The 25142-nt window shown below is 51.7% G+C and carries 22 protein-coding genes; 7 read left to right on the top strand and 15 right to left on the bottom strand.

The features are described from left to right. Positions 1 to 273: 273 nt before the first annotated feature. The 4 genes from nagD to nagB form a co-directional block, all read right to left on the bottom strand. Positions 274 to 1026: a ribonucleotide monophosphatase NagD gene (gene nagD, locus C7B16_RS18045; protein WP_000153129.1), complete on the bottom strand. Its 753-nt coding sequence runs from the start codon at positions 1024 to 1026 to the stop codon at positions 274 to 276. A 47-nt stretch (positions 1027 to 1073) separates the two neighbouring features. Beyond that, a complete protein-coding gene (nagC, locus tag C7B16_RS18040; protein ID WP_000187581.1) occupies positions 1074 to 2294 on the bottom strand; it encodes a DNA-binding transcriptional regulator NagC in 1221 nt (406 codons plus the stop codon). Positions 2295 to 2302: 8 nt separating this feature from the next. Beyond that, positions 2303 to 3451, bottom strand: a complete 1149-nt coding sequence (gene nagA, locus C7B16_RS18035) for an N-acetylglucosamine-6-phosphate deacetylase (RefSeq protein ID WP_000271161.1) — start codon at positions 3449 to 3451, stop codon at positions 2303 to 2305. Positions 3452 to 3512: 61 nt separating this feature from the next. Further along, complete coding sequence (gene nagB / locus C7B16_RS18030; protein ID WP_001237072.1) at positions 3513 to 4313, bottom strand: glucosamine-6-phosphate deaminase; 801 nt, start codon at positions 4311 to 4313, stop codon at positions 3513 to 3515. Between the two features lie 331 nt (positions 4314 to 4644). On the opposite strand from nagB, the gene nagE reads away from it, so the two are divergent. The 4 genes from nagE to chiQ all read left to right on the top strand — a co-directional run bounded on the left by nagE (position 4645) and on the right by chiQ (position 10743). Continuing rightward, positions 4645 to 6591, top strand: coding sequence for a PTS N-acetyl glucosamine transporter subunit IIABC (nagE, locus tag C7B16_RS18025; RefSeq protein WP_001023084.1), 1947 nt, complete (start codon positions 4645 to 4647; stop codon positions 6589 to 6591). A gap of 243 nt (positions 6592 to 6834) precedes the next feature. After that, positions 6835 to 8499 carry a glutamine--tRNA ligase gene (glnS, locus tag C7B16_RS18020; RefSeq protein WP_016263046.1) on the top strand — a complete coding sequence of 555 codons (1665 nt, stop codon included), beginning with the start codon at positions 6835 to 6837 and terminating at the stop codon, positions 8497 to 8499. A gap of 455 nt (positions 8500 to 8954) precedes the next feature. Next, entirely contained in the window at positions 8955 to 10361 is a 1407-nt protein-coding gene (chiP, locus tag C7B16_RS18015) for a chitoporin ChiP (protein WP_107179970.1), read from the top strand. 49 nt (positions 10362 to 10410) lie between these two features. After that, the gene (gene chiQ / locus C7B16_RS18010; RefSeq protein ID WP_001515975.1) at positions 10411 to 10743 is read left to right on the top strand and encodes a ChiQ/YbfN family lipoprotein; all 333 of its coding nucleotides are present in this window, start codon (positions 10411 to 10413) and stop codon (positions 10741 to 10743) included. Positions 10744 to 10836: 93 nt separating this feature from the next. Here chiQ and fur read toward each other — a convergent pair whose 3' ends face one another. From fur to ybfF, 5 genes are all read right to left on the bottom strand, one after another. Further along, positions 10837 to 11283: a ferric iron uptake transcriptional regulator gene (gene fur / locus C7B16_RS18005; RefSeq protein WP_000131707.1), complete on the bottom strand. Its 447-nt coding sequence runs from the start codon at positions 11281 to 11283 to the stop codon at positions 10837 to 10839. Next, complete coding sequence (gene uof / locus C7B16_RS18000; protein ID WP_010380762.1) at positions 11276 to 11362, bottom strand: fur leader peptide; 87 nt, start codon at positions 11360 to 11362, stop codon at positions 11276 to 11278. Before uof ends, fur begins: the two co-directional genes overlap by 8 nt. Positions 11363 to 11571: 209 nt before the next feature. Further along, a complete protein-coding gene (fldA, locus tag C7B16_RS17995; RefSeq protein ID WP_001515976.1) occupies positions 11572 to 12102 on the bottom strand; it encodes a flavodoxin FldA in 531 nt (176 codons plus the stop codon). A gap of 191 nt (positions 12103 to 12293) precedes the next feature. Then, a complete protein-coding gene (ybfE, locus tag C7B16_RS17990; protein ID WP_001300829.1) occupies positions 12294 to 12587 on the bottom strand; it encodes a LexA regulated protein in 294 nt (97 codons plus the stop codon). Between the two features lie 139 nt (positions 12588 to 12726). Then, the gene (gene ybfF / locus C7B16_RS17985) at positions 12727 to 13491 is read right to left on the bottom strand and encodes an esterase (RefSeq protein ID WP_107179969.1); all 765 of its coding nucleotides are present in this window, start codon (positions 13489 to 13491) and stop codon (positions 12727 to 12729) included. 184 nt (positions 13492 to 13675) lie between these two features. Here ybfF and seqA point away from each other — a divergent pair, with 184 nt between their 5' ends. Next, positions 13676 to 14221 (top strand): replication initiation negative regulator SeqA, encoded by a 546-nt coding sequence (gene seqA, locus C7B16_RS17980; RefSeq protein ID WP_001515978.1) that lies wholly within the window; start codon positions 13676 to 13678, stop codon positions 14219 to 14221. A 28-nt stretch (positions 14222 to 14249) separates the two neighbouring features. Further along, complete coding sequence (gene pgm / locus C7B16_RS17975; protein WP_010380767.1) at positions 14250 to 15890, top strand: phosphoglucomutase (alpha-D-glucose-1,6-bisphosphate-dependent); 1641 nt, start codon at positions 14250 to 14252, stop codon at positions 15888 to 15890. A gap of 164 nt (positions 15891 to 16054) precedes the next feature. On the opposite strand, the gene kdpE is transcribed toward pgm, so the two are convergent. Genes kdpE through kdpF form a run of 6 tightly spaced genes read right to left on the bottom strand, consistent with a single transcriptional unit; the run spans position 16055 to position 23820 of the window. Beyond that, on the bottom strand, positions 16055 to 16732 hold the full coding sequence (kdpE, locus tag C7B16_RS17970; protein WP_000186070.1) for a two-component system response regulator KdpE: 678 nt from the start codon (positions 16730 to 16732) through the stop codon (positions 16055 to 16057). After that, positions 16729 to 19413, bottom strand: coding sequence for a two-component system sensor histidine kinase KdpD (gene kdpD / locus C7B16_RS17965; protein ID WP_001515980.1), 2685 nt, complete (start codon positions 19411 to 19413; stop codon positions 16729 to 16731). Before kdpD ends, kdpE begins: the two co-directional genes overlap by 4 nt. Beyond that, positions 19406 to 19978, bottom strand: a complete 573-nt coding sequence (gene kdpC, locus C7B16_RS17960; RefSeq protein ID WP_001515981.1) for a K(+)-transporting ATPase subunit C — start codon at positions 19976 to 19978, stop codon at positions 19406 to 19408. Before kdpC ends, kdpD begins: the two co-directional genes overlap by 8 nt. An 8-nt stretch (positions 19979 to 19986) precedes the next feature. Then, positions 19987 to 22035, bottom strand: coding sequence for a potassium-transporting ATPase subunit KdpB (kdpB, locus tag C7B16_RS17955; protein WP_000087925.1), 2049 nt, complete (start codon positions 22033 to 22035; stop codon positions 19987 to 19989). Positions 22036 to 22057: 22 nt separating this feature from the next. Continuing rightward, the gene (gene kdpA / locus C7B16_RS17950; RefSeq protein ID WP_000741116.1) at positions 22058 to 23731 is read right to left on the bottom strand and encodes a potassium-transporting ATPase subunit KdpA; all 1674 of its coding nucleotides are present in this window, start codon (positions 23729 to 23731) and stop codon (positions 22058 to 22060) included. Continuing rightward, positions 23731 to 23820 carry a K(+)-transporting ATPase subunit F gene (kdpF, locus tag C7B16_RS17945; RefSeq protein ID WP_001272653.1) on the bottom strand — a complete coding sequence of 30 codons (90 nt, stop codon included), beginning with the start codon at positions 23818 to 23820 and terminating at the stop codon, positions 23731 to 23733. Before kdpF ends, kdpA begins: the two co-directional genes overlap by 1 nt. Positions 23821 to 24134: 314 nt before the next feature. Here kdpF and C7B16_RS17940 point away from each other — a divergent pair, with 314 nt between their 5' ends. Beyond that, on the top strand, positions 24135 to 24341 hold the full coding sequence (locus C7B16_RS17940) for a YbfA family protein (RefSeq protein WP_000424791.1): 207 nt from the start codon (positions 24135 to 24137) through the stop codon (positions 24339 to 24341). Positions 24342 to 25142: the final 801 nt, after the last annotated feature.

The raw sequence follows: 25142 nt of genomic DNA, 5'->3' as shown, positions 1-25142 counted from the left end.
AAAAAGAGTGGGGTGTAGTGACCTTTTTATTGATGAATCGATAATTTTTAGCGGGTTTTATTGAATGGATATATTTTGCGGGGGGAGCAGAAACCAAATCGCTTACAAAGTGAGATTTGTTCATGCCGGATGTGGCGTGAACGCCTTATCCGGCCTACAAAATTATGAAAATTCAATATATTGCAGGAGCTGCGTAGGCCTGATAAGCGTAGTGCCTCAGGCAGTTTGGCGTTTGTCATCAATATCAACCACGTCCTGAGACGTGGTTGATTTTCAGATAACGTCGATTTCAGCGACTGATGGGTAAATCCAGCTAGGGCGGAACGGCATACTGTCGATATCGTCGAGCGACGAAACACCAGAGAGTACCAGAATCGTCTCCAGACCCGCCTGGAAGCCAGCCAGAATGTCGGTACGCAGGTTATCGCCAACAATCACCGTTTCTTCCGAGTGCGCCTGCATTTTGTTTAATGCTGCACGGATGATCCACGGGCTGGGTTTACCAACATAGAACGGTTTACGTCCGGAGATTTTCTCGATCCCCGCGCACAATGCGCCACAGGCCGGATAGAAACCACGTCCGTGAGTATCCGGGTTGGTGGCGATAAAACGTGCGCCGTTGGCGACGAAATATGCCGCTTTATGCATCATGTCCCAGTTGTATGAGCGCGTTTCGCCAACAATCACAAAGTCAGGATTAACATCGGTAATGGTAAAACCGGCTTTGTACAGTTCATGGATCAGCGCGCCTTCGCCCACTACATACGCTTTTTTGCCTTCCTGTCGACGCAGGAAATCGGCAGTTGCCATCGCGGAGGTATAAAACACACTGTCTGGCACATCGACACCCGCAGTGGCAAAGCGGTTTGCCAGGTCTTGCCCGGTCTGCGAAGGATAGTTGGTCAGCAACACCAGCGGCAGGCCTTTATCCATAATCCCGTGCAAAAACTCCGCTGCACCCGGTACGGCGACGTTATCGTGCATCAGCACGCCGTCGATATCGCAAATTACATTTTTAATGGTCATGGACTACCCAGAATATTGACAACAATAAGCGCCACTATAAAAGCACATTAATTTTCCAGCAAATGCTGGAGCAAAATACCGTTGAGCATGGCGCGTTTTACCAGTGCAAAAGCACCGATTGCTGAGCGGTGATCCAGTTCGGAACGCACTACCGGCAGATTAGTGCGAAACGCCTTCAACGCCTGGGTATTAATGCAGCTTTCAATGGCGGGCAGCAGCACTTTATCGGCTTCGGTGATCTCACCGGCAATAACAATTTTTTGCGGGTTAAATAAGTTGATGGCAATGGCGATGGTTTTACCCAGATGGCGACCGACATACTCAATCACTTCCGACGCCAGACTGTCGCCTTTGTTTGCGGCTTTACAGATAGTTTTGATGGTGCAGTCATCCAGCGGCACGCGGCTCTGATAGCCCTGCTTTAACAGATTCAACACTCGTTGTTCAATGGCGGCGTTGGCAGCGATAGTTTCCAGACAACCGAAATTTCCGCAGTGGCAGCGTTCACCCAGCGGTTCAACCTGAATATGGCCAATTTCACCAACGTTGCCGTTGCGGCCGATAAAAATGCGCCCGTTAGAGATGATTCCGGCACCCGTTCCGCGGTGCACGCGCACCAGAATGGAGTCTTCGCAATCCTGACTTGCACCGAAGTAGTGCTCTGCCAGCGCCAGACTGCGGATATCGTGACCGACAAAACAGGTCACTTTAAAACGTTCTTCCAGAGCCTCTACCAGCCCCCAGTTTTCCACCTGGATATGCGGCATGTAATGAATTTTGCCGCTGTCCGGGTCGACAAGCCCTGGCAGAATAACCGAAATGGCGATTAACTCTCGCAGTTTGCGCTGGTAGCCATCAATAAACTGGGCGATGGCGTTTAAGAGCGCATGTTCCAGCGTTTGCTGGGTACGCTCTGGCAGCGGGTAATGTTCTTCTGCCAGCACTTTGCTGCTGAGATCAAACAGGGTGATGGTAGCGTCGTGACGACCAAGTCGTACGCCGATAGCCTGGAAATTGCGGGTTTCGGTGACAATAGAGATTGCGCGGCGGCCTCCGGTGGAGGCCTGCTGATCAACTTCTTTGATCAACCCGCGTTCGATAAGCTGACGCGTAATTTTAGTTACGCTGGCGGGGGCAAGCTGGCTTTGTTCGGCAATCTGAATTCGCGAGATTGGCCCATGTTGGTCAATCAGGCGATAAACCGCCGCGCTGTTAAGCTGTTTTACGAGATCAACATTACCTATCTGAGCTTGTCCGCCTGGTGTCATACTTTCTCTTATTGAGTTACGACCTCGTTACCGTTAACGATGGTCCTGGTGATTTTAAAATCAGGTGTGAATGCGGTCAGGTTGGCCACTTTACCTGCGGCGAGAGTGCCGAGACGTTTCTCAACGCCAATTGCACGCGCCGGATAAAGCGTCGCCATACGCAGCACTTCATCCAGTGCGATACCACAATGTTCGACCAGATTACGCACGCCTTCAATCATGGTTAAGGATGAACCACTTAACGTACCGTTCTCATCCACACAAAGTCCGTTGCGGTAGTATATTGTTTTACCCGCAAAAATGAACTGTTCAATATTGGCACCTGCTGGCGCAGTCGCATCGGTAACCAGACACAGTTTGTCGCCTTTCAGACGTTTGGCGTTGCGAATGTTAGCGTAATCAACGTGCAGGCCATCGGCAATAATACCGCAATAAATGTCAGCTTCGTCGAGGATCGCGCCCGCCAGACCCGGCTCACGCCCCGTAATATACGGCATCGCATTGTACAGATGGGTGGCAAAGGTAATCCCCGCGCGGAAACCGGCTTTCGCTTCTTTCAATGTGGCGTTGGAGTGACCGGCTGAAACCACAATACCAGCATTTGCCAGTTTACTGATCACTTCCGTTGGCACCATTTCCGGCGCTAGTGTGACTTTGGTAATAACATCGGCATTTTCACAAAGGAAATCGACCAGCGCGGCATCGGGCTTACGCACGAAATTCGGATTATGAGTGCCTTTTTTTACCAGATTCAGCCACGGACCTTCCAGATGCAGACCTAATGCCTGATTCGGATGTTTTGCCAGGTATTCGCGCATTACGCGCACACCCTGTTTCATCAGCTCATCGCTGGTGGTGATAAGCGTCGGCAGGTAGTTAGTACAGCCTGATTTCTCATTGGCTTTCTGCATGATTTCCAGCGTTTCCACGCTGACCGCTTCAGCAGTATCGTTGAACTGTACGCCACCGCAGCCGTTTAACTGCACATCGATAAAACCGGGGGAGAGAATGGCCCCGTTCAGTGAACGTTGTTCAATCTCTGGCGGCAGTTCCGCTACTGGACAGACGCTTTTAATCAGGCCATCAGCGATAACAACCGCATGGTCATCAAGAAATTCGTGGCCGGTAAAGATCCGGCCCTGGGTTAATGCATACATTCCGACCCCCGATATCAAAAATAATACAGCCCTGAACGAAACGTCAGGGCAGGGATAACAATTACAGACCTTTGATGTTTTCTGCTTCTAATTCATTGAAATATCTTAAAGTCTTAACTTTCAGCTCCATGGTCGAAGGTTCATCACACACCATGATCGCTTTCGGATGCAGTTGCAGACAGCTAATAGTCCACATGTGGTTAACGCAACCTTCAACGGCCGCCTGCAGTGCCAGTGCTTTCTGGCTACCCAGCACCAGAATCATCACTTCTTCGGCATCCAGCAGTGTACCCACACCGACGGTCAGCGCATATTTTGGCACCTGATTAACATCATTATCAAAGAAACGAGAGTTTGCGACGCGAGTGTCATGTGTCAGGGTTTTGATACGGGTGCGAGAGGCGAGAGAAGAGGCTGGTTCGTTAAATGCAATATGACCGTCGTTACCTACACCGCCCATAAACAGATGAATTTTACCGTAAGAGCGGATTTTTTCTTCATACTGGCGGCATTCGGCGTCGATATCCGGGGCGTTGCCATTGAGAAGGTTGATATTTTCTGCTGGAATATCAACGTGATCGAAGAAATTACGGTGCATAAAGCTGTAGTAGCTTTCCGGATGCTCTTTCGGCAGACCGACATACTCGTCCATGTTGAAGGTGACAACGTGCTTAAAGCTGACCTGGCCTGCTTTATGCATTTCGACTAACGCTTTATAGGTGGTCATCGGTGTGCCACCGGTCGGCAAGCCAAGCACGAACGGGCGATCGGCAGTCGGTTTGAACGCATTGATGCGATTGACGATATGGCGCGCAGCCCATTTGCCGACCTGTTCAGCAGTAGTCAGGGGGATCAGTCTCATTATTCACCTCGATAAGAAAAATTAAGCCGTTGGCGGATTTGGCATCTTTAAGCGTAACCTGGATTTGCGCAGACAGGCGTCAATCCGACCTGATTTTTTGAATGATAAAATAAGTTTTCTGGTTTAGCCAGTAAAAGGGAGTGATGATAACGATATTTGGTGACAAAACTCACAAAAGACACGCGTTTAATTTGCGGTACGAATTAATTTTTTACACACTCTGTAGCAGATGATCTAACAACCTGATTACAGAACATCGGCAGTACAGTTTGCAGCAAAATAAAAATACGGCTTTAAACAAGCCAAATAGGGTTCTCGTAGGGGGAATAAGATGAATATTTTAGGGTTTTTCCAGCGACTCGGTAGGGCGTTACAGCTCCCTATCGCGGTGCTGCCGGTGGCGGCACTGTTGCTGCGATTCGGCCAGCCAGATTTACTTAACGTTGCGTTTATTGCCCAGGCGGGCGGTGCGATTTTTGACAACCTTGCGCTTATCTTCGCGATCGGTGTGGCATCCAGTTGGTCAAAAGACAGCGCGGGCGCGGCGGCGCTGGCGGGGGCAGTCGGGTATTTTGTACTGACCAAAGCGATGGTAACCATCAACCCGGAAATTAACATGGGTGTTCTGGCGGGTATCATTACCGGTCTGGTCGGTGGTGCAGCCTATAACCGTTGGTCCGCGATTAAACTGCCTGACTTCCTGAGCTTCTTCGGCGGTAAACGCTTTGTGCCGATTGCCACTGGCTTCTTCTGTCTGGTGCTGGCAGCCATTTTTGGTTATGTCTGGCCGCCGGTGCAGCACGCTATTCATGCAGGTGGCGAATGGATCGTTTCTGCAGGCGCGCTGGGTTCCGGTATCTTTGGTTTCATCAACCGTCTGCTGATCCCAACGGGTCTGCATCAGGTGCTGAACACTATCGCCTGGTTCCAGATTGGTGAATTCACCAACGCGGCGGGTGCTGTATTCCACGGCGATATCAACCGCTTCTATGCGGGTGACGGCACGGCGGGGATGTTCATGTCCGGCTTCTTCCCGATCATGATGTTCGGTTTGCCGGGTGCAGCGCTGGCGATGTATTTTGCCGCGCCGAAAGAGCGTCGTCCGATGGTTGGTGGGATGCTGCTTTCCGTGGCTATCACCGCGTTCCTGACCGGTGTGACTGAGCCGCTGGAATTCCTGTTCATGTTCCTCGCTCCGCTGCTGTACCTCCTGCACGCACTGCTGACCGGCATCAGCCTGTTTGTCGCAACGTTGCTGGGTATCCACGCGGGCTTCTCCTTCTCTGCGGGTGCCATCGACTATGCGTTGATGTATAACCTGCCGGCCGCCAGCCAGAACGTCTGGATGCTGTTGGTGATGGGCGTTGTTTTCTTCGCTATCTACTTCGTGGTGTTCAGTGTGGTTATCCGCCTGTTCAACCTGAAAACGCCAGGTCGTGAAGATAAAGAAGACGAAATTGTTACTGAAGAAGCCAACAGCAACACTGAAGAAGGTCTGACTCAACTGGCGACCAACTATATTGCTGCGGTTGGCGGTAGTGACAACCTGAAAGCGATTGACGCCTGTATTACCCGTCTGCGCCTGACGGTGGCTGACTCAGCTCTCGTCAACGATGCGATGTGTAAACGTCTGGGTGCTTCTGGTGTGGTGAAACTGAACAAGCAGACTATTCAGGTGATTGTCGGTGCGAAAGCCGAATCTATCGGTGATGCAATGAAGAAAGTCGTTGCCCGTGGGCCGGTAGCAGCAGCGTCTGCTGAAGCCGCTCCGGCAACTGCTGCTCCGGCAGCAAAACCACAGGCTGTACCAAACGCAGTGTCTATCGTTGAACTGGTATCACCGATTACTGGTGATGTTGTGGCGCTGGATCAGGTGCCAGACGAAGCATTCGCCAGCAAAGCGGTGGGTGACGGTGTGGCGGTGAAACCGACGGATAAAATCGTTGTATCACCAGCCGCAGGGACTATCGTGAAAATCTTCAACACCAACCACGCGTTCTGCCTGGAAACCGAAAAAGGCGCGGAAATCGTAGTCCACATGGGTATCGATACTGTGGCGCTGGAAGGTAAAGGTTTTAAACGTCTGGTGGAAGAGGGCGCGCAGGTAAGCGCAGGGCAACCGATTCTGGAAATGGATCTGGATTACCTGAACGCTAACGCTCGCTCGATGATCAGTCCGGTTGTTTGCAGCAATATCGACGATTTCAGCGGCCTGGTTATTAAAGCCCAGGGGCACGTCGTAGCGGGTCAAACACCGCTGTTTGAAATCAAAAAGTAATCGGCTTTATGCCTGATGCGACGCTTGACGCGTCTTATCAGGCCCGTAGGTTGGATAAGACGCGTCAAGCGTCGCATCCAACAATGACAAGCGGTGGGGATCTTCTCTACCGCTTTTTTTTTCATCAATCATCCCCATAATCTTTGTTAGATTTTTCGATTTTCTCTAACTAACAGTTGTCAGCCTGTCTCGCTTATAAGATCATACGCCGTTATACGTTGTTTACGCTTTGAGGAATCCACGATGAGTGAGGCTGAAGCCCGCCCGACTAACTTTATTCGTCAGATCATCGATGAAGATCTGGCCAGTGGTAAGCACACCACAGTACACACCCGTTTCCCGCCGGAGCCGAATGGCTATCTGCATATTGGCCATGCGAAATCTATCTGCCTGAACTTCGGGATCGCCCAGGACTATAAAGGCCAGTGCAACCTGCGTTTCGACGACACCAACCCGGTAAAAGAAGATATCGAGTACGTCGAGTCGATCAAAAACGACGTTGAGTGGTTAGGTTTTCACTGGTCAGGTAACGTCCGTTACTCCTCCGATTATTTTGATCAACTCCACGCCTATGCTGTTGAACTGATCAATAAAGGCCTGGCATATGTTGATGAACTGACGCCAGAGCAAATCCGCGAATATCGTGGCACTCTGACGCAGCCGGGTAGAAACAGCCCATACCGCGACCGTAGCGTTGAAGAGAACCTGGCGCTGTTCGAGAAGATGCGTACCGGCGGTTTTGAAGAAGGTAAAGCCTGCCTGCGTGCGAAAATCGACATGGCATCGCCGTTTATCGTGATGCGCGATCCGGTGCTGTATCGCATTAAGTTTGCTGAACATCATCAGACCGGCAACAAGTGGTGCATCTACCCGATGTACGACTTCACCCACTGCATCAGCGATGCGTTGGAAGGTATTACCCACTCTCTGTGTACGCTGGAGTTCCAGGACAACCGTCGTCTGTACGACTGGGTTCTGGACAACATCACTATTCCTGTTCATCCGCGCCAGTACGAATTCTCGCGTCTGAATCTGGAATACACCGTGATGTCCAAGCGTAAACTGAACCAGTTGGTGACCGACAAGCACGTAGAAGGCTGGGACGATCCGCGTATGCCGACCATTTCCGGTCTGCGTCGTCGTGGTTATACCGCGGCTTCTATTCGTGAGTTCTGCAAACGCATTGGCGTGACCAAGCAGGACAACACTATTGAGATGGCGTCGCTGGAATCCTGCATCCGTGAAGATCTTAACGAAAACGCCCCTCGCGCAATGGCAGTTATCGATCCAGTAAAACTGGTTATCGAAAACTATCAGGGCGAAGGCGAAATGGTTACCATGCCGAACCATCCGAACAAACCGGAAATGGGTAGCCGCCAGGTGCCGTTTAGTGCTGAGATTTGGATCGATCGTGCCGATTTCCGCGAAGAAGCCAACAAACAGTACAAACGTCTGGTGCTGGGTAAAGAAGTGCGTCTGCGTAATGCTTACGTGATTAAAGCGGAACGCGTGGAGAAAGATGCTGAAGGCAATATCACCACTATCTTCTGTACTTACGATGCTGACACCCTGAGCAAAGATCCGGCTGATGGTCGTAAGGTCAAAGGCGTTATCCACTGGGTAAGTGCGGCACATGCGCTACCGGTTGAAATCCGTCTGTATGACCGTCTGTTCAGCGTGCCGAATCCAGGCGCTGCGGATGATTTCCTGTCGGTGATTAACCCGGAATCGCTGGTGATCAAACAGGGCTTTGCTGAACCGTCGCTGAAAGATGCGGTAGCAGGTAAAGCGTTCCAGTTTGAGCGTGAAGGCTATTTCTGTCTCGACAGTCGCCATTCCACTGCGGAAAAACCAGTATTTAACCGCACCGTTGGGCTGCGTGATACCTGGGCGAAGGTTGGCGAGTAACGTTAAGTTCCACTTTGCCGGATAAGGCGTCCACGCCGCATCCGGCATGAACAAAGTGCACTTCGTCAACAATCCCAAACGCCGCACTCAGCGGCGTTTTTTCTGCTTTTCTTCGCGAATTAATTCCGCTTTGTAATTTATCCATAAAACAAATTTAAAATCACCAGCCATAATTTAATCGAATGCGACTGCCTTCATCCCACTGGAAAGCCGCATATTTTTCTTCTACGCGCTCTCCTGGTACAAATTTAAACCTTGTAACAAAAATCATCAAAATATGTGCGGTTGCTCATGTTCTTACATTCTCGTTACAGAAAGAGATTGATAATTCGCGGCGCGAAAAATAGTCTGTTCCTGTAGTCAGCGAGACTTTTCTCAACGCTACTTTTTTAATTTTTTATTTTTTCGCTGTTCACCCTTGGTGCAGCAATTTATACGTCAAAGAGGATTAACCCATGCGTACGTTTAGTGGTAAACGTAGTACGCTGGCGCTGGCTATCGCCGGTGTTACAGCAATGTCGGGCTTTATGGCAATGCCGGAGGCTCACGCCGAAGGATTTATCGACGATTCAACCTTAACCGGCGGTATCTATTACTGGCAGCGTGAACGTGACCGTAAAGATGTTACCGACGGCGACAAATACAAAACCAACCTTTCTCACTCCACCTGGAATACCAACCTCGATTTTCAGTCTGGTTATGCCGCGGATATGTTCGGCCTTGATATTGCTGCGTTTACGGCGATTGAAATGGCGGAAAATGGCGACAGTTCACACCCGAACGAAATCGCTTTTTCGAAAAGTAATAAAGCCTATGACGAAGACTGGTCAGGCGATAAAAGCGGTATAAGCCTGTATAAAGCAGCGGCCAAATTTAAATACGGTCCGGCGTGGGCGAGAGCAGGTTATATTCAGCCAACCGGTCAGACGCTGTTAGCGCCGCACTGGAGCTTTATGCCGGGTACTTATCAGGGCGCGGAAGCCGGGGCTAATTTTGATTACGGTGATGCTGGTGCGTTGAGCTTCTCCTACATGTGGACCAACGAATATAAAGCGCCGTGGCATCTGGAAATGGATGAGTTTTATCAGAACGATAAAACCACCAAAGTTGATTACCTGCACTCCCTCGGGGCGAAGTACGATTTCAAAAATAACCTCGTGCTGGAAGCGGCATTTGGTCAGGCTGAAGGGTATATCGATCAGTATTTTGCTAAAGCCAGCTACAAATTTGATATCGCCGGTAGCCCGCTAACTACCAGCTACCAGTTCTACGGTACGCGCGATAAAGTTGACGATCGCAGCGTCAACGATCTTTACGACGGCACCGCCTGGCTACAGGCGTTGACCTTTGGCTACCGGGCGGCTGACGTAGTGGATTTGCGCCTGGAAGGCACCTGGGTGAAAGCTGACGGTCAGCAGGGGTACTTCTTACAGCGTATGACCCCAACCTACGCTTCCTCTAACGGCCGCCTGGATATCTGGTGGGATAACCGTTCTGATTTTAACGCCAACGGCGAAAAAGCGGTCTTCTTCGGCGCGATGTATGATCTGAAAAACTGGAATCTTCCAGGTTTCGCCATCGGCGCTTCTTACGTTTACGCCTGGGATGCCAACCCCGCTACCTGGCAGAGCAACCCGGATGCGTACTACGACAAGAACCGGACTATTGAAGAGTCTGCATACAGCCTGGATGCGGTCTACACCCTTCAGGATGGTCGCGCCAAAGGTACGATGTTCAAGCTGCACTTCACCGAATACGATAACCACTCCGATATCCCGAGCTGGGGCGGCGGTTACGGCAACATCTTCCAGGATGAGCGTGACGTGAAGTTTATGGTTATCGCGCCATTCACTATCTTCTGATGTCCGACGCGGCAGGTTTTTCGCCTGCCGCACGTTTGAGGAATTTGCTATGAAGAAACTGATTCTCATCGCCATGATGGCATCGGGGTTGGTGGCCTGTGCGCAATCAACCGCGCCACAGGAAGATAGTCGTCTGAAAGAGGCGTACAGCGCCTGTATTAATACCGCACAAGGCTCGCCGGAAAAAATTGAAGCCTGCCAGAGCGTGTTAAACGTGCTGAAGAAAGAGAAACAACATCAGCAATTTGCCGAGCAGGAAAGTGTGCGCGTGCTGGATTATCAGCAGTGTATTCAGGCAACGCAAACCGGTAATGATCAGGCGGTGAAAGCCGATTGTGATAAGGTCTGGCAGGAAATTCGCAGTAATAACGCTACGCAGTAAAAAACAAAAAGCGAGAGCTGTAACTCTCGCTTTTCTTATTTCTCTTTATAAAAAAGCCAACCCGCAGGTTGGCTTTTTCTCGTTCAGGCTGACTTAATTGCCTTCGTGCGCGTGCTCATCTTCGCGGCAATCGCCTTCGGCGCAGTGACCGTAAAGATAGAGACTATGGTTAGTCAGGCGAATGCCGTGTTTTGCGGCAATTTCACGCTGACGCGCTTCGATAGATTCATCACTAAATTCGATAACCTTGCCGCAATCGAGGCAGATCAGGTGATCGTGGTGATGTTGCTGGGTCAGTTCAAATACGGATTTACCGCCTTCAAAATTGTGGCGGGTGACGATACCGGCGTCGTCAAACTGGTTCAGTACGCGATATACGGTAGCCAGACCAATTTCTTCACCCATATCGATCAGACGTTTGTACAAATCTTCCGCACTGACGTGATGGTTGTCCGGCTCCTGAAGAACTTCCAGGATTTTTAAGCGTGGAAGCGTTACTTTCAGGCCAGCTTTCTTTAGGGCGGTATTGTTATCAGTCATGCGGAATCTGTCCTGTTACTAAGCGATTCACTTCATTAAAAGAAGTGACAGAATTTGCTCTTGAGATAATGCGTATCATTATAGAATTGCCATGCCTAAATGAAAACTACAAGTCCCTGGCAAATATTGTTAATAAAAACGTGGCTTAGCTTACATTTACATCGGTAAGGCCACTTCAACACTGGAACATTGTACAGGTACAACGGCAAAAGTTACAAATTTGTAGCAATTATTTTGATTGGCATTATCTATTAATACGGCGTAGACATGAGTCTACGCCGCATCACATCAGGCGTTGATAATTTCGTCGAGATGCAGCTCTTCAGAAATTTGTTTCACCCATTTTTCCACGCGTTCGGCGGTCAGTTCCGGCTGACGGTCTTCGTCGATAGCCAGACCGACAAAGTGGTTGTCATCCGCCAGACCTTTTGAGGCTTCGAAATGGTAGCCCGCAGTTGGCCAGTGACCAACGATGGTAGCACCACGCGGTTCGATGATGTCACGGATAGTGCCTAACGCGTCGCAGAAATATTCTGCGTAATCTTCCTGGTCGCCACAGCCAAACAGTGCAACCAGTTTACCATTGAAATCAATCTCTTCGAGAGTCGGGAAGAAGTCGTCCCAGTCACACTGCGCTTCGCCGTAGTACCAGGTTGGGATGCCCAGCAGCAGAATGTCATAAGCTTCCAGATCTTCTTTGCTGCTTTTTGCAATGTCATGGACATCGGCAACGTCTTTACCAAGCTGTTTTTGAATCATTTTCGCGATATTTTCGGTATTACCGGTGTCGCTGCCGAAAAAGATGCCAGTGATAGCCATGAGTGAAATAACCTCTTGAAACTTATTGAAATGGGGGTGGCAAATTGCCCACGGATAAAGGCAATCATAGCAGAACAGGCAGTCTTGCGGAATCAGCAAACTCGCAGGACTGCACACTGTGCTACACGATTTTTTTGTCCAACTTCAAGTTACATGGGCTGTAACCCGAATTATTTGAGTAAAGGATGGGATCAGACGATGCCCTGACTACGCAGCGCCGCGAGTTGTTGCATCAACATCTCTTCGATCAGTTCGCTACGGCTCATATTACGCGACTCTGCCAGCTCGTTCAGCGCCTCGACAGCTTCTGCATTCAGCTTCAGTTCGACACGCTTAAGACCACGTACTTTGTCGCGTTTTAGCTGGTTGCGTTTATTAATACGCAGCTGTTCATCGCGCGAAAGCGGATTGGTTTTCGGTCGTCCCGGTCGACGCTCGTGCGCGAACAGATCTAATGTCGTACGGTCCGTTTGTTCTTTGGCCATGATCTTGGTGACTTCGGGGGAAACAATCAGCCAGGCGTCTGCCCGGATGGATAGCGCGCCATAATACATCAGCGCGATGAGTCACGCCAACGCCCACGCGCGGAAAGCGACGCAGACGCTGGGTTTTTAATCAGTTGCATTAATCATTGAGATAGCGGCGGATGGCGCGCAGCACTGCATCAGGTTTTTCTGCGTGTACCCAGTGACCCGCACCTGCAATCACATGCGCCCGTGCCTGCGGAAATTGCGCCAGTAAATCATCACGATATTGTTCAGTAACATACGGCGAATTACCACCGGGGATAAATAGGGCGGGGTGATCCCACGCCGGGATTTTCTCCCAACCCACAATATGCGGATACTGATCCCACAACACCGGCACGTTAAAACGCCATTCGCCGTCAACGTAGGATTTCAACAGAAACTGAATCACCCCTTCTTCATTCAGATGCTGACGCATCACCGTCGCCGCCTGTTGACGTGTTTGTGCGTCAGATTCGCTGACCGCGTTGATGGCCGCGAAAATCTCATCATGACGGCGCACGTGATAATCGACGGGCGCAATATCGATTGCCACCAGTTTATCGATGCGATCGGGGGCCTGCGCGGTGAGCGCCATTACTGCTTTGCCGCCCATTGAGTGGCCAATAAATGTCGCCTTATCGATCTGCTGCGCATCCAGCGTATCCAGCAGATCCTGCGCCATCGCCGGATAATTCATCACAGGATCGCGCGGTGAAAGTCCGTGGTTACGCATATCCACCTGGATGATATCGTGGTCGCTCACCAGGTCACGTGCCAGCACGCCGAGGTTGTCGAGACTACCAAACAGACCATGAACAAGGACGATGGGAGAATTATTGTGCTGATTTTGTGTAGATTGCGCGCGGATATTCAATTTCATGGCAAAGTTCTTTTTTTCGCGAAGTCGGGTTAGGGTATTATGTTGACCATTGTGCCACAGGGCTGCAACAAATAAGGTTTAATCCGAGTTTTTCTGCAAGCCAGGCTTGACGCTATCCGCTGCCGGGATTTATTCATATACTCCTGGCGACTTGTATTCAGCTAAGACACCGCACTGGATTAAGATGAAAACGATTGAAGTTGATGATGAACTCTACAGCTATATTGCCAGCCACACTAAGCATATCGGCGAGAGCGCATCCGACATTTTACGGCGTATGTTGAAGTTTTCCGCCGCATCACAGCCTGCTGCTCCGGTGACGAAAGAGGTTCGCATTGCGTCGCCTGCTATCGTCGAAGCGAAGCCGATCAAAACGATTAAAGACAAAGTACGCGCAATGCGTGAACTTCTGCTTTCCGATGAATACGCAGAGCAGAAGCGTGCGGTCAACCGCTTTATGCTGCTGTTGTCTACACTATATTCTCTTGACGCCCAGGCGTTTGCCGAAGCAACGGAATCGTTGCACGGTCGCACGCGCGTTTACTTTGCGGCAGATGAACAGACGCTGCTGAAAAATGGTAATCAGACCAAGCCGAAACACGTGCCAGGCACGCCGTATTGGGTGATCACCAACACTAACACTGGCCGTAAATGCAGCATGATTGAACACATCATGCAGTCGATGCAATTCCCGGCGGAATTGATTGAGAAGGTTTGCGGGACAATTTAAAACAACGTTGCAGATAAAGGACAAAGCAATGGCAATCCACAATCGTGCAGGCCAGCCTGCACAACAGAGTGATTTGATTAATGTCGCCCAACTGACGGCGCAATATTATGTACTGAAACCAGAAGCAGGGAATGCGGAGCACGCGGTGAAATTCGGTACTTCCGGTCACCGTGGCAGTGCAGCGCGCCACAGCTTTAACGAGCCGCACATTCTGGCGATCGCTCAAGCGATTGCCGAAGAACGTGCGAAAAACGGCATCACTGGCCCTTGCTATGTGGGTAAAGATACTCACGCCTTGTCCGAACCTGCATTCATTTCCGTGCTGGAAGTGCTGGCAGCAAACGGGGTTGATGTCATTGTGCAGGAAAATAATGGCTTCACTCCGACACCTGCCGTTTCCAATGCCATTCTGGTTCACAACAAAAAAGGTGGCCCGCTGGCAGATGGTATCGTGATTACGCCGTCCCATAACCCGCCGGAAGATGGTGGTATCAAATACAATCCGCCAAATGGTGGCCCGGCTGATACCAACGTCACCAAAGTGGTGGAAGACAGGGCCAACGCACTGCTGGCCGATGGCCTGAAAGATGTGAAGCGTATCTCCCTTGACGAAGCGATGGCATCCGGTCATGTGAAAGAACAAGATCTGGTGCAACCGTTCGTGGAAGGCCTGGCCGATATCGTCGATATGGCGGCGATTCAGAAGGCTGGCCTGACGCTGGGTGTCGATCCGTTGGGTGGTTCCGGTATCGAATACTGGAAGCGCATTGGCGAATATTACAATCTCAACCTGACCATCGTTAACGATCAGGTCGATCAGACTTTCCGCTTTATGCACCTCGACAAAGACGGCGCGATCCGTATGGACTGCTCCTCTGAGTGTGCGATGGCGGGTCTGCTGGCACTGCGTGATAAGTTCGATCTGGCGTTTGCTAACGATCCGGATTATGACCGTCACGGCATCGTTACTCCGGCAGGTTTGATGAATCCGAACCACTACCTGGCAGTAGCGATCAATTACTTGTTCCAGCATCGTCCGCAGTGGGGCAAAGATGTTGCCGTCGGTAAAACGCTGGTTTCTTCTGCGATGATCGACCGTGTGGTCAATGACCTGGGTCGCAAGCTGGTAGAAGTACCGGTAGGTTTCAAATGGTTTGTGGATGGTCTGTTTGACGGCAGCTTCGGCTTTGGCGGCGAAGAGAGCGCGGGCGCTTCGTTCCTGCGTTTCGACGGTACGCCGTGGTCAACTGATAAAGACGGCATCATTATGTGTCTGCTGGCGGCGGAAATTACTGCCGTCACCGGCAAAAACCCGCAGGAACACTACAACGAGCTGGCAAAACGCTTTGGTGCGCCGAGCTACAACCGTTTGCAGGCAGCAGCAACTTCCGCACAGAAAGCGGCGCTGTCTAAGCTGTCTCCGGAAATGGTGAGCGCCAGCACTCTGGCAGGCGACCCAATCACCGCGCGTCTGACCGCTGCGCCGGGCAACGGTGCTTCTATCGGTGGTTTGAAAGTGATGACCGACAACGGCTGGTTCGCCGCGCGTCCGTCAGGCACGGAAGACGCATACAAGATCTACTGCGAAAGCTTCCTTGGCGAAGCACATCGTAAGCAGATCGAGAAAGAGGCGGTTGAGATTGTTAGCGAAGTTCTGAAAAACGCGTAATCATATAAAGTAAGAAAAAAGGGCGGTCGGAAGATCGCCCTTTTTTACTTATGACCGCCTGATGCGCTACGCTTATCAGGCCTACGAGAATGGTGCAATATATTGAATTTTCACTATTTTGTAGGCCGGACAAGGCGTTTTCGCCGCATCAGACAAATAACACCCTAAAGCATAAACCGATACCCAATACCGGTTTCAGTAATAAAATGGCGAGGTCGGGCCGGGTCTTGCTCTAGTTTTTGTCGCAGATGCCCCATATAAATACGCAAATAGTGACTGTGTTCGACCGCATTTGGCCCCCATACCTGGTTGAGTAACTGGCGCTGGGTAAGCACTTTCCCGGCGTTGTTGAGCAACACAGCCAGCAGGCGGAACTCTATCGGCGTCAAATGCACTTCTTCCTCGCCGCGATGGATCACGCGGGCGGCCAAATCAACGGTCACATCGGAAAATGTCACCACCGGATCGGGCGCGGCGGTGGCGGAGTGGCGGCGTAACGCGACGCGTAGACGAGCCTGCAATTCACCAATGCCAAACGGTTTACTCAGGTAATCATCAGCTCCGGCATCCAGCGCGGCGATTTTGTCGCTCTCTTCGCTACGTGCGGAAAGCACAATTACCGGCACCGCGCTCCACTGGCGCAGGTCGCGGATAAACTCAATTCCATCGCCATCGGGCAGGCCGAGATCGAGAATAATCAAATCCGGCTTACGGGTTGCCGCCTCCAGCAGCCCACGTTGCAGTGTTTCGGCCTCAAAGACGCGCATACCGTCGCCCTCCAGCGCTGTGCGCAGAAAGCGACGAATAGCCTGTTCATCTTCAACAATCAGAACGTTTGTCACATATCCTCATGAAATTCTTCAAGTTCAGGAGCGGTTTGCTGAGGAAGTGTAACACGAAAACAAGCGCCACCTTCCGGTCGGTTGAATGCGATGATCGTACCACCGTGTATTTCTACAATCGCCCGACAAATTGCCAACCCAAGCCCGACGCCCGGCACTGCTGACTCTTTATTCCCGCGGGCAAATTTATCAAAAATCGTCCGTTCCTGACCTTGTGGAATACCGGAGCCGTTATCCCAGACATCCAGTTGTAGTTGCTCTCCCTCGACATGGGCATCAATACCAATTTCAGCCTGCGTTCCCGCGTACTTCACCGCATTCTCCAGCAGATTAATCAGCACCCGCTCAAACAGTGGCCCGTCGACGTGGATCAAGGTCAGCGGTTCAGGCAGAGAGAGGTTGATGGGTGACGATAAACCTGGCTCCAGCATTTGCAGCGCACTGCCGACGACTTCTTCCAGCGTTAACCACTCTTTCTTCAAATTAAAGCCGCCGGACTGAATTCGCGCCATATCCAGCAAGTTATTTACCAGTCGGGTCGTGTTCAGCACATGCTGGCGAATTTCGCTGGCCTGGCGAGCGTGCGGAGAACCTTCGCTTGCCAGATCAAGCGTTAAGATTTCTGCCTGACCAAACAGCACCGTAAGCGGGGTGCGTAAATCGTGAGACAGCGCCGCCAGCAGCGCGTTGCGGATCTGTTCACGCTCGCTGGCCATCCGCGCCTGTTCTTCGCTGGCGGTCAGCATCAGGCGCTCAAGAGCATTGGCCACTAACAGCGTAAACGTTTCCAGCAGGCGCTGTTGTTCCGGGATCATCAACTGGCGCAAATTTCCCGGTTCCACCACCACCAGTCCGTAGGTTTTCTCGCCGCTTTTTAACGGCAAAATCTGGTACGGCACGCCGGGTAAAGTGTCGGTGCCCGCACCCGCAGGCAGACCTTTATCAAAGCTCCAGCGGGCGATAGCATCGTCCCACGGCGTCATCCCCTGCGGATGTGTTAGCGGCAGTAATATACCGTTGTCATCAGGTAACAACACCTGACTGCGGGCATGAAAAGTAGAAGCAATAAACTGCTCGCTGGTGGCAGCGATGTCCTGGGGACTGCGGCCTACCGCCAGCGTTTTTGACATTTCATATAAGTGTCGCGTGCGTTGCTCGCGGTAACGGGCTACCCGCGCCTGGTAACGCACGCCAGCGGTAAGGTTCCCGATCACCAGCCCGACGGTTAACATCACCGTGAAGGTCAGCAGATACTGCACATCAGAGACGGCGAGCGTGCCGCGTGGGGCGATAAAAAAGAGATCGAAACTCACCACGTTAATGACGGTGGCAACCACCGAAGGCCAGCGACCATAAAAAAGTGCCACCACCACCACGCCCAACAGATACAGCATCACCAGGTTAGCGGCATCGAAGGCCATCAGCCACTGCATGGCAATTAAAGTGATAACGGCGCATAACGCGGCGGCAACCACGCAGCCCTGAATTTGCACCCGCCATTTGTCTTTAAAAGAGCGGCTATCCGGCGCGTTATTAATTGTGCGCGCAGGTGGTTCATCAAGCGCGACCAGTACCTGATCGAGGTCGGGGGCGATGCGCGCCAGTCGGTCGGCAAAGGTTTCCCGACGCCACCAGCGGCGCGAGGCCGGGCGACCGAGAATTATCTTGCCGAGATTATGCTCCCGGGCATAACGCACTACGGCTTTTTCTTCTGCCGGATCAGAAAGTGTTGCTGTCTCTGCGCCTAACTCCTGCGCCAGACGCAAGGCGCTGAGAATGGCTCGACGTTTTTTCTCCGGTAAGCGGTGCAGGGCAGGGGTTTCAACATATACAGCGTGCCAGACGCTCCCCAGCCTTGACGCCAGCCGCGCCGCCGCCCGAACCAGTTTTTCGCTGCCCGTATTATGCCCAATACATAAAAGGATCGCGTCGCGCGTGTGCCAGACTTTCTCTTCGCCAGGACTCCCCCGCCAGGCGCGCATTTGCTCATCTACGCGATCGGCAGTACGGCGCAGCGCCAGTTCGCGCAGGGCAATCAAATTGCCTTTGCGGAAAAAATGTTCAATGGCGCGCTCAGCCTGCCCGGCAATATAGACTTTGCCTTCTTTCAGGCGCTGGCGCAGATCGTCCGGAGGCAGGTCCACCAGCACCACGTCGTCGGCGGCATCGAAAAAAGGATCGGGCACGGTTTCCCGTACCTGAATTCCGGTGACGCCACTGACCACATCGTTCAGACTTTCCAGATGCTGAACGTTGACGGTAGTGAAAACATCAATGCCTGCTTCCAGTAGCTCTTCGATATCCTGCCAGCGTTTAGGATGACGGGAACCTGGCGCATTACTGTGCGCCAGTTCATCCATTAATATCAGCGCCGGACGGCGGGCGAGGGCGGCATCGAGATCAAACTCGCTGATATGCCGCCCACGGTACGCCTGGCGTTTCAGTGGCAGAACAGCCAGACCTTCCAGCATTGCGGCGGTATCTTTCCGCCCGTGGGTTTCTACCACGCCAACCACAATATCCAGCCCTTGCGCCCGCAGTCGCTGGGCTTCCGCCAGCATCGCCCAGGTTTTCCCGACGCCCGCACAGGCACCGAAGAAAACTTTTAGCTTTCCGCGATGCGGCGCGGCAGTTTGTTCCAGCAGACGGTCGGGGTCGGGACGTAAGGGTTCGTTATTCATCAAGCTTATCCAGCGCCAGATTGAGTTCGACAATGTTGACGACCGGCTGGCCGATATATTTCACCAGCGGTTGTTGGCTGTATTTTGCGACCAGTTGTGTGAGCTGTTCAACGCTGAGATTACGCGCTTTCGCCACCCGTGGGATCTGCCAGGTCGCCGCTTGCGGGGTAATGTTATTGTCCAGCCCGCTTGCCGAAGCCGTGACCAGTTCAACCGGAACGCTCGCGCTGGCATCCGGGTTAGCGGCTCGTAAAGCAGCAACGCGTGCAGCTATTTGTTTATTCAGCGCCGGATTACTGACCGCCAGATTGCTCCCGCCAGAAGCCTGTGGATTATAGGGCATTTCTGCCGTTGCCGACGGGCGGCCATGAAAATAGCCGTTATCGGTAAAATTCTGCCCGATTAATGCCGAACCGCGCACTGTATCACCTTCACGGATCAACGAACCGTTGGCCTGCCAGGGAAACCACCATTGCCCAAGCAGGGTGGTTAGCAGCGGGTAAACGCCGCCAGTAATCAATAACAGAAAGAGAAAAGTCGAGAATGCCGGACGTAATCCACGCATGGTAAACCTCACACCAGACCGCAAACGGTCAGCAGTAAATCAATGACTTTGATACCGATAAACGGCACCAGCAGCCCACCCATACCGTAAATCCATAAGTTACGGCGCAACATGGCAGAAGCGGTAAGCGGTTTATAACTCACGCCTTTTAATGCCAGGGGAATCAAAAAGACGATAATCAAGGCATTGAAAATAACTGCACTGAGAATGGCGGAGTCGGGCGAATGCAGGCGCATGATGTTCAGCGCATTCAACTGCGGATACGTTGCCGCGAACGCCGCCGGAATAATGGCGAAGTATTTCGCCACATCGTTGGCAATGCTGAAGGTCGTAAGCGAACCACGGGTCATCAGCATCTGTTTGCCAATATGCACCACCTCGATCAACTTGGTCGGATTGGAGTCGAGATCCACCATATTGCCCGCTTCTTTCGCCGCCTGAGTGCCGGAGTTCATCGCCACCGCGACGTCGGCTTGCGCCAGCGCTGGGGCATCGTTGGTGCCGTCGCCAGTCATTGCCACCAAACGGCCTTCCGCCTGGTACTGACGAATCAACGCCAGCTTGGCCTCTGGTGTCGCTTCGGCAAGGAAATCGTCGACGCCCGCTTCCGCTGCAATGGCGGCGGCGGTCAGACGGTTATCGCCGGTAATCATCACCGTTTTAATGCCCATTTGGCGCAGTTGGGCGAAACGCTCTTTAATGCCACCTTTGATGATATCTTTCAGCGCAATAACGCCCAGCACGCGAGAACCTTCCACCACTACCAGCGGCGTGGCACCCTGACGCGCAACCTGATCGACTTTTTGGTCGACATCGGCAGGGAAGTGGCTACCGTTAGCCTCGACATGACGGCGAATGGCATCGACAGAACCTTTACGGATCATGCGGTTATCAATGTTGATCCCACTCATCCGGCTTTGCGCAGTAAAGGGTACAAAGGTGGCATGGAGCGACTGCACATCGCGCTCGCGCAGGTTAAAACGCTGCTTGGCGAGGATCACAATACTGCGGCCTTCCGGCGTTTCATCGGCCAGCGAAGCCAGTTGTGCGGCGTCGGCCAGCGTTTTTTCCTCCACGCCCTGCGCGGGGATAAACTCTGATGCCTGGCGGTTACCGAGGGTGATGGTGCCGGTTTTATCCAGCAGCAGGACGTCCACGTCGCCCGCAGCTTCAACTGCACGTCCGCTGGTGGCGATCACATTCGCGCCCAGCATCCGGCTCATCCCGGCGACGCCGATAGCTGACAGCAAGCCGCCGATAGTTGTTGGGATCAGACAGACCAGCAGCGCTACCAGTACCGTCACGCTGACTGCGTTACCGCCCCAGGCGGTAAATGGCCATAGCGTTGCGGTTGCCAGTAAAAAGACGATGGTCAGGGCAATCAGGAGAATGGTCAGGGCAATCTCGTTCGGCGTTTTGCGTCGTTGTGCGCCTTCCACCATCGCGATCATCCGATCCAGAAACGTCTCGCCGGGGTTAACGCTGCACTCAATTACCAGCCAGTCAGAAAGAATACGCGTGCCGCCAGTGACGGAGGCAAAATCGCCGCCGGACTCACGGATCACCGGTGCCGATTCCCCGGTGATGGCGCTCTCATCGACCGATGCGCCACCTTCAATAACTTCACCATCGCAAGGGATAATATCGCCCGCTTCTACCAGCACGATGTCGCCTTTACGCAGTTGATCGGCCGGAACTTTGTCTGCCACAGCACCATATTTCGGCTCGCGCAGCTTGCGAGCAAAGGCGGTTTTTTTCACCCCTTTCAGACTGTTGGCCTGCGCTTTACTGCGGCCTTCCGCCAGCGCCTCTGCGAAATTGGCGAACAGCACGGTGACCCAAAGCCAGCCACTAATTGCCGCGCTAAATAGCGCATTGCCGGGCATCGCACCGCTCACCATCGCGATACTAATAAAGGTGGTCAGCAGACTGCCGATCCAGACGATAAACATCACCGGATTGCGCCATTGCGCCTGCGGACTTAATTTTTTCACCGCTTCTTTCAGCGCCTGGGCGACAAGTGTTGGTTCGAATAGCGCCAGTTGTTTACGACTCATATTCAGTGCTCACTCAATATCATCAGGAGAGATATTCCGCCACCGGACCAAGCGCCAGGGCAGGGATAAAGGTCAGTGCGCCAACCAGCAACACGGTGCCGATTAACAGGCCAATAAACAGCGGGCCGTGCGTTGGCAGTGTACCGGAGCTGGCGGGTTGGCTCTTTTTACTCACCAGCGAACCGGCAATCGCCATCACCGGGATAATCACCCCGAAGCGCCCGACAAACATGCAGAACGCCAGTAAGCAGTTCCAGAACGGTGAGTTGGCGCTTAATCCGGCAAAGGCACTGCCGTTGTTGTTGGCGGCGGACGACACGGCGTACAGCACTTCGCTAAAACCATGCGGGCCAGGGTTGAGCATGGCGCTACGTCCGGCATCGGTCATCATCGCCAGCGCCGCGCCCATCAGCACCAGCGTTGGGGTAACCAGAATCGCCAGCGCGGTCAGTTTCATCTCGCGCACGTCGATTTTTTTACCCAGATATTCCGGCGTGCGACCAATCATCAGCCCGGCAATAAACACCGCCAGCAGGACGAACAGCATCATGCCGTAAAGGCCAGAACCCACGCCGCCGAATACCACTTCACCAATTTGCATCAACCACATCGGCACCATGCCGCCGAGAGCGGTAAACGAATCATGCATCGCAATCACTGCGCCGCAGGAAGCCGCCGTAGTCACGACCGCAAACAGGCTACTGACCAGTACGCCAAAACGGCTCTCTTTACCTTCCATATTGATGCTGCTGTCTGCGCCCAGCGCCAACAGATGAGGATTACCCTGAATTTCTGCCCACATCACCACGGCCACGCAGATGACAAAAATCACCGACATTGCCCACAGCAACATGCGCCCCTGACGACGATCGCCCGCCACTTCGCCAAAGGCAAAGCAAAGCGCCGTTGGGATCAAGAAGATCGCCAGCATTTGCACGAAGTTGGTCAGTGCAGTCGGGTTTTCAAACGGATGCGACGAGTTGGCATTAAAGAAACCACCGCCATTAGTACCGAGCATCTTGATCGCTTCCTGAGAAGCCACCGGCCCCATCGGTAACAATTGCTGTGCCCCTTCAACGGTTGTCACAGCCTGATAAGGCAGAAAGTTTTGCAGCGCACCTTGTTGAATAAAAAACAGGGCGATCAACAACGCCACTGGGGCTAACACCCATAACGTGATGCGTAACAGATCGACCCAGGCATTGCCCAGTGTGCTCATGCTCTGGCGGGTAAACGCGCGGATGAGGGCGAAAATCACCGTAATCCCGCTGGCGGCAGAAAGAAAGTTTTGTACCGTTAAGCCCGTCATCTGACTGAAATAGCTCAACGTTGTTTCGCCGCTGTAAGACTGCCAGTTGGTGTTGGTGACAAAGCTGACAGCAGTATTCAGCGCCAGATCCCACGACAAACCCGGCAGTTGCTGCGGATTAAGCGGCAGATAATGCTGACCGACCAGCATGAAAAACAGCACCGCCAGTCCCAGCAGGTTCAGGCAGAGAATGGCAGACAGATACTGCTTCCAGTTCATCTCACGGTCAGAGACGCCAAGTGCGCGAAAGAGTACGCGTTCAACGCCTGCCGTACCGGGAAGAGGAATATCATTAATCAGCCGTGCCAGCCCGCTGCCTAAAGGGCGCGCCAGCACCATCAGCACCAGTAAAAACGTGGCGATCAGTAAGAACCCTTGCGCAGCCATCAGAACGCCTCCGCATTGATCAGGGCATAAACCAGATAACCCAGTAATAAAAACACCAGCAACACGCCGGTTATCACGCCTGCACTCACAGTGCACCTCCAGTGGCCTAAAAGTGATACCGGAAGGGTAGAATTGTGGCTGCAAAGATTTCGCAAAAATCTGCGGGCGGGGTGTAAAAAAAGTATAAAAATGGCAAAAGCCATGATTTAACTAATGGTTAGTATCATTTTAACTTTTATGTAACTTAATTACACGGTGAATGTAAATAAACCATCAATAAGCAAAAATAAGTGGTCGGATGAGTAGTAAAATTACACAAAAGGCGGTACTATTTTCATCAGATAAACGAATTCATTTTTCCGGTGTTATTCACCGGGTAGATACAAAAAAGGGGGAGAAAAGTATGGAACTCTATAAAGAATATCCTGCATGGCTTATCTTTTTACGCCGTACTTATGCGGTTGCAGCGGGCGTTCTGGCGCTGCCTTTCATGCTTTTCTGGAAAGACCGCGCCCGCTTTTACAGCTACCTGCACCGCGTCTGGTCGAAAACCAGCGATAAACCGGTGTGGATGGATCAAGCCGAAAAGGCAACCGGTGATTTTTACTGATTGCTAGCACATTTAAGCCAGCCTTGTATACGGGGCTGGCTTAGGCGTTCTGTATCAACGGATCTCATGACGCCTTCATTTCATCACTGTTTTATCTTCAAGTTTCGCTAGTACCCTTTTAAAAGGGTAACTCAGAATGCGGTTATCCTCATTGTCTCTCTAAGCGGCTCTATCGTCAGAAATCTCTGGTTAGGTTGGATACCCCATTACACTCTTTCCTGTAACTTCAGTGTAAAGTGAGAAAGTCGCTATCACTTTTGCTCACTCCAGCATCTAAATAAATTCCGAATTTTGCTATTAATATCGCTACTTCAATAAAAGTAGATAGTAAAGAGAGTAATATATACCTTATTGATATATTAAGAATAATTCATTGTTAATGAATCTAATGCGATAAGGTGTATTGGTGTTAATAAAAAGATATTGTATTTTTAGTTGATAATTAAAAACACACAATATTTCAGCCTTTTCTATGTAAGAACTCAATTTTATAAGGTATCCATTTTTATATGGAGGCGGTAGCGTGTCTGTTGTTGGTGGTTTTATTTACACGCTGAATATAATTGAATTATCGAATATATAACTATGTATCCGTTCCAGTCGTCGTAACTATTGATAATTATTTGATATTATTAGTGATTGTTGCTGGAAAGATAAAAATGAGCGACAAAGCAGCAATAGACGTCACCTTCATGACTAAAAAATAAATAAAAACCCATCAAAAAATAATTCGTTTATTAAAAAGGACTCATGCCATTATGACGGAATATTACCTCAATGAGACAGTTATAACTTTCACCG

This window comes from Escherichia sp. 20412-1, assembly GCF_003027595.1.
Classification (GTDB): domain Bacteria; phylum Pseudomonadota; class Gammaproteobacteria; order Enterobacterales; family Enterobacteriaceae; genus Escherichia; species Escherichia marmotae.
The sequence above is the reverse complement of the archived record's forward strand: the minus strand, read 5'-3'. Positions and strand labels throughout refer to the sequence as shown.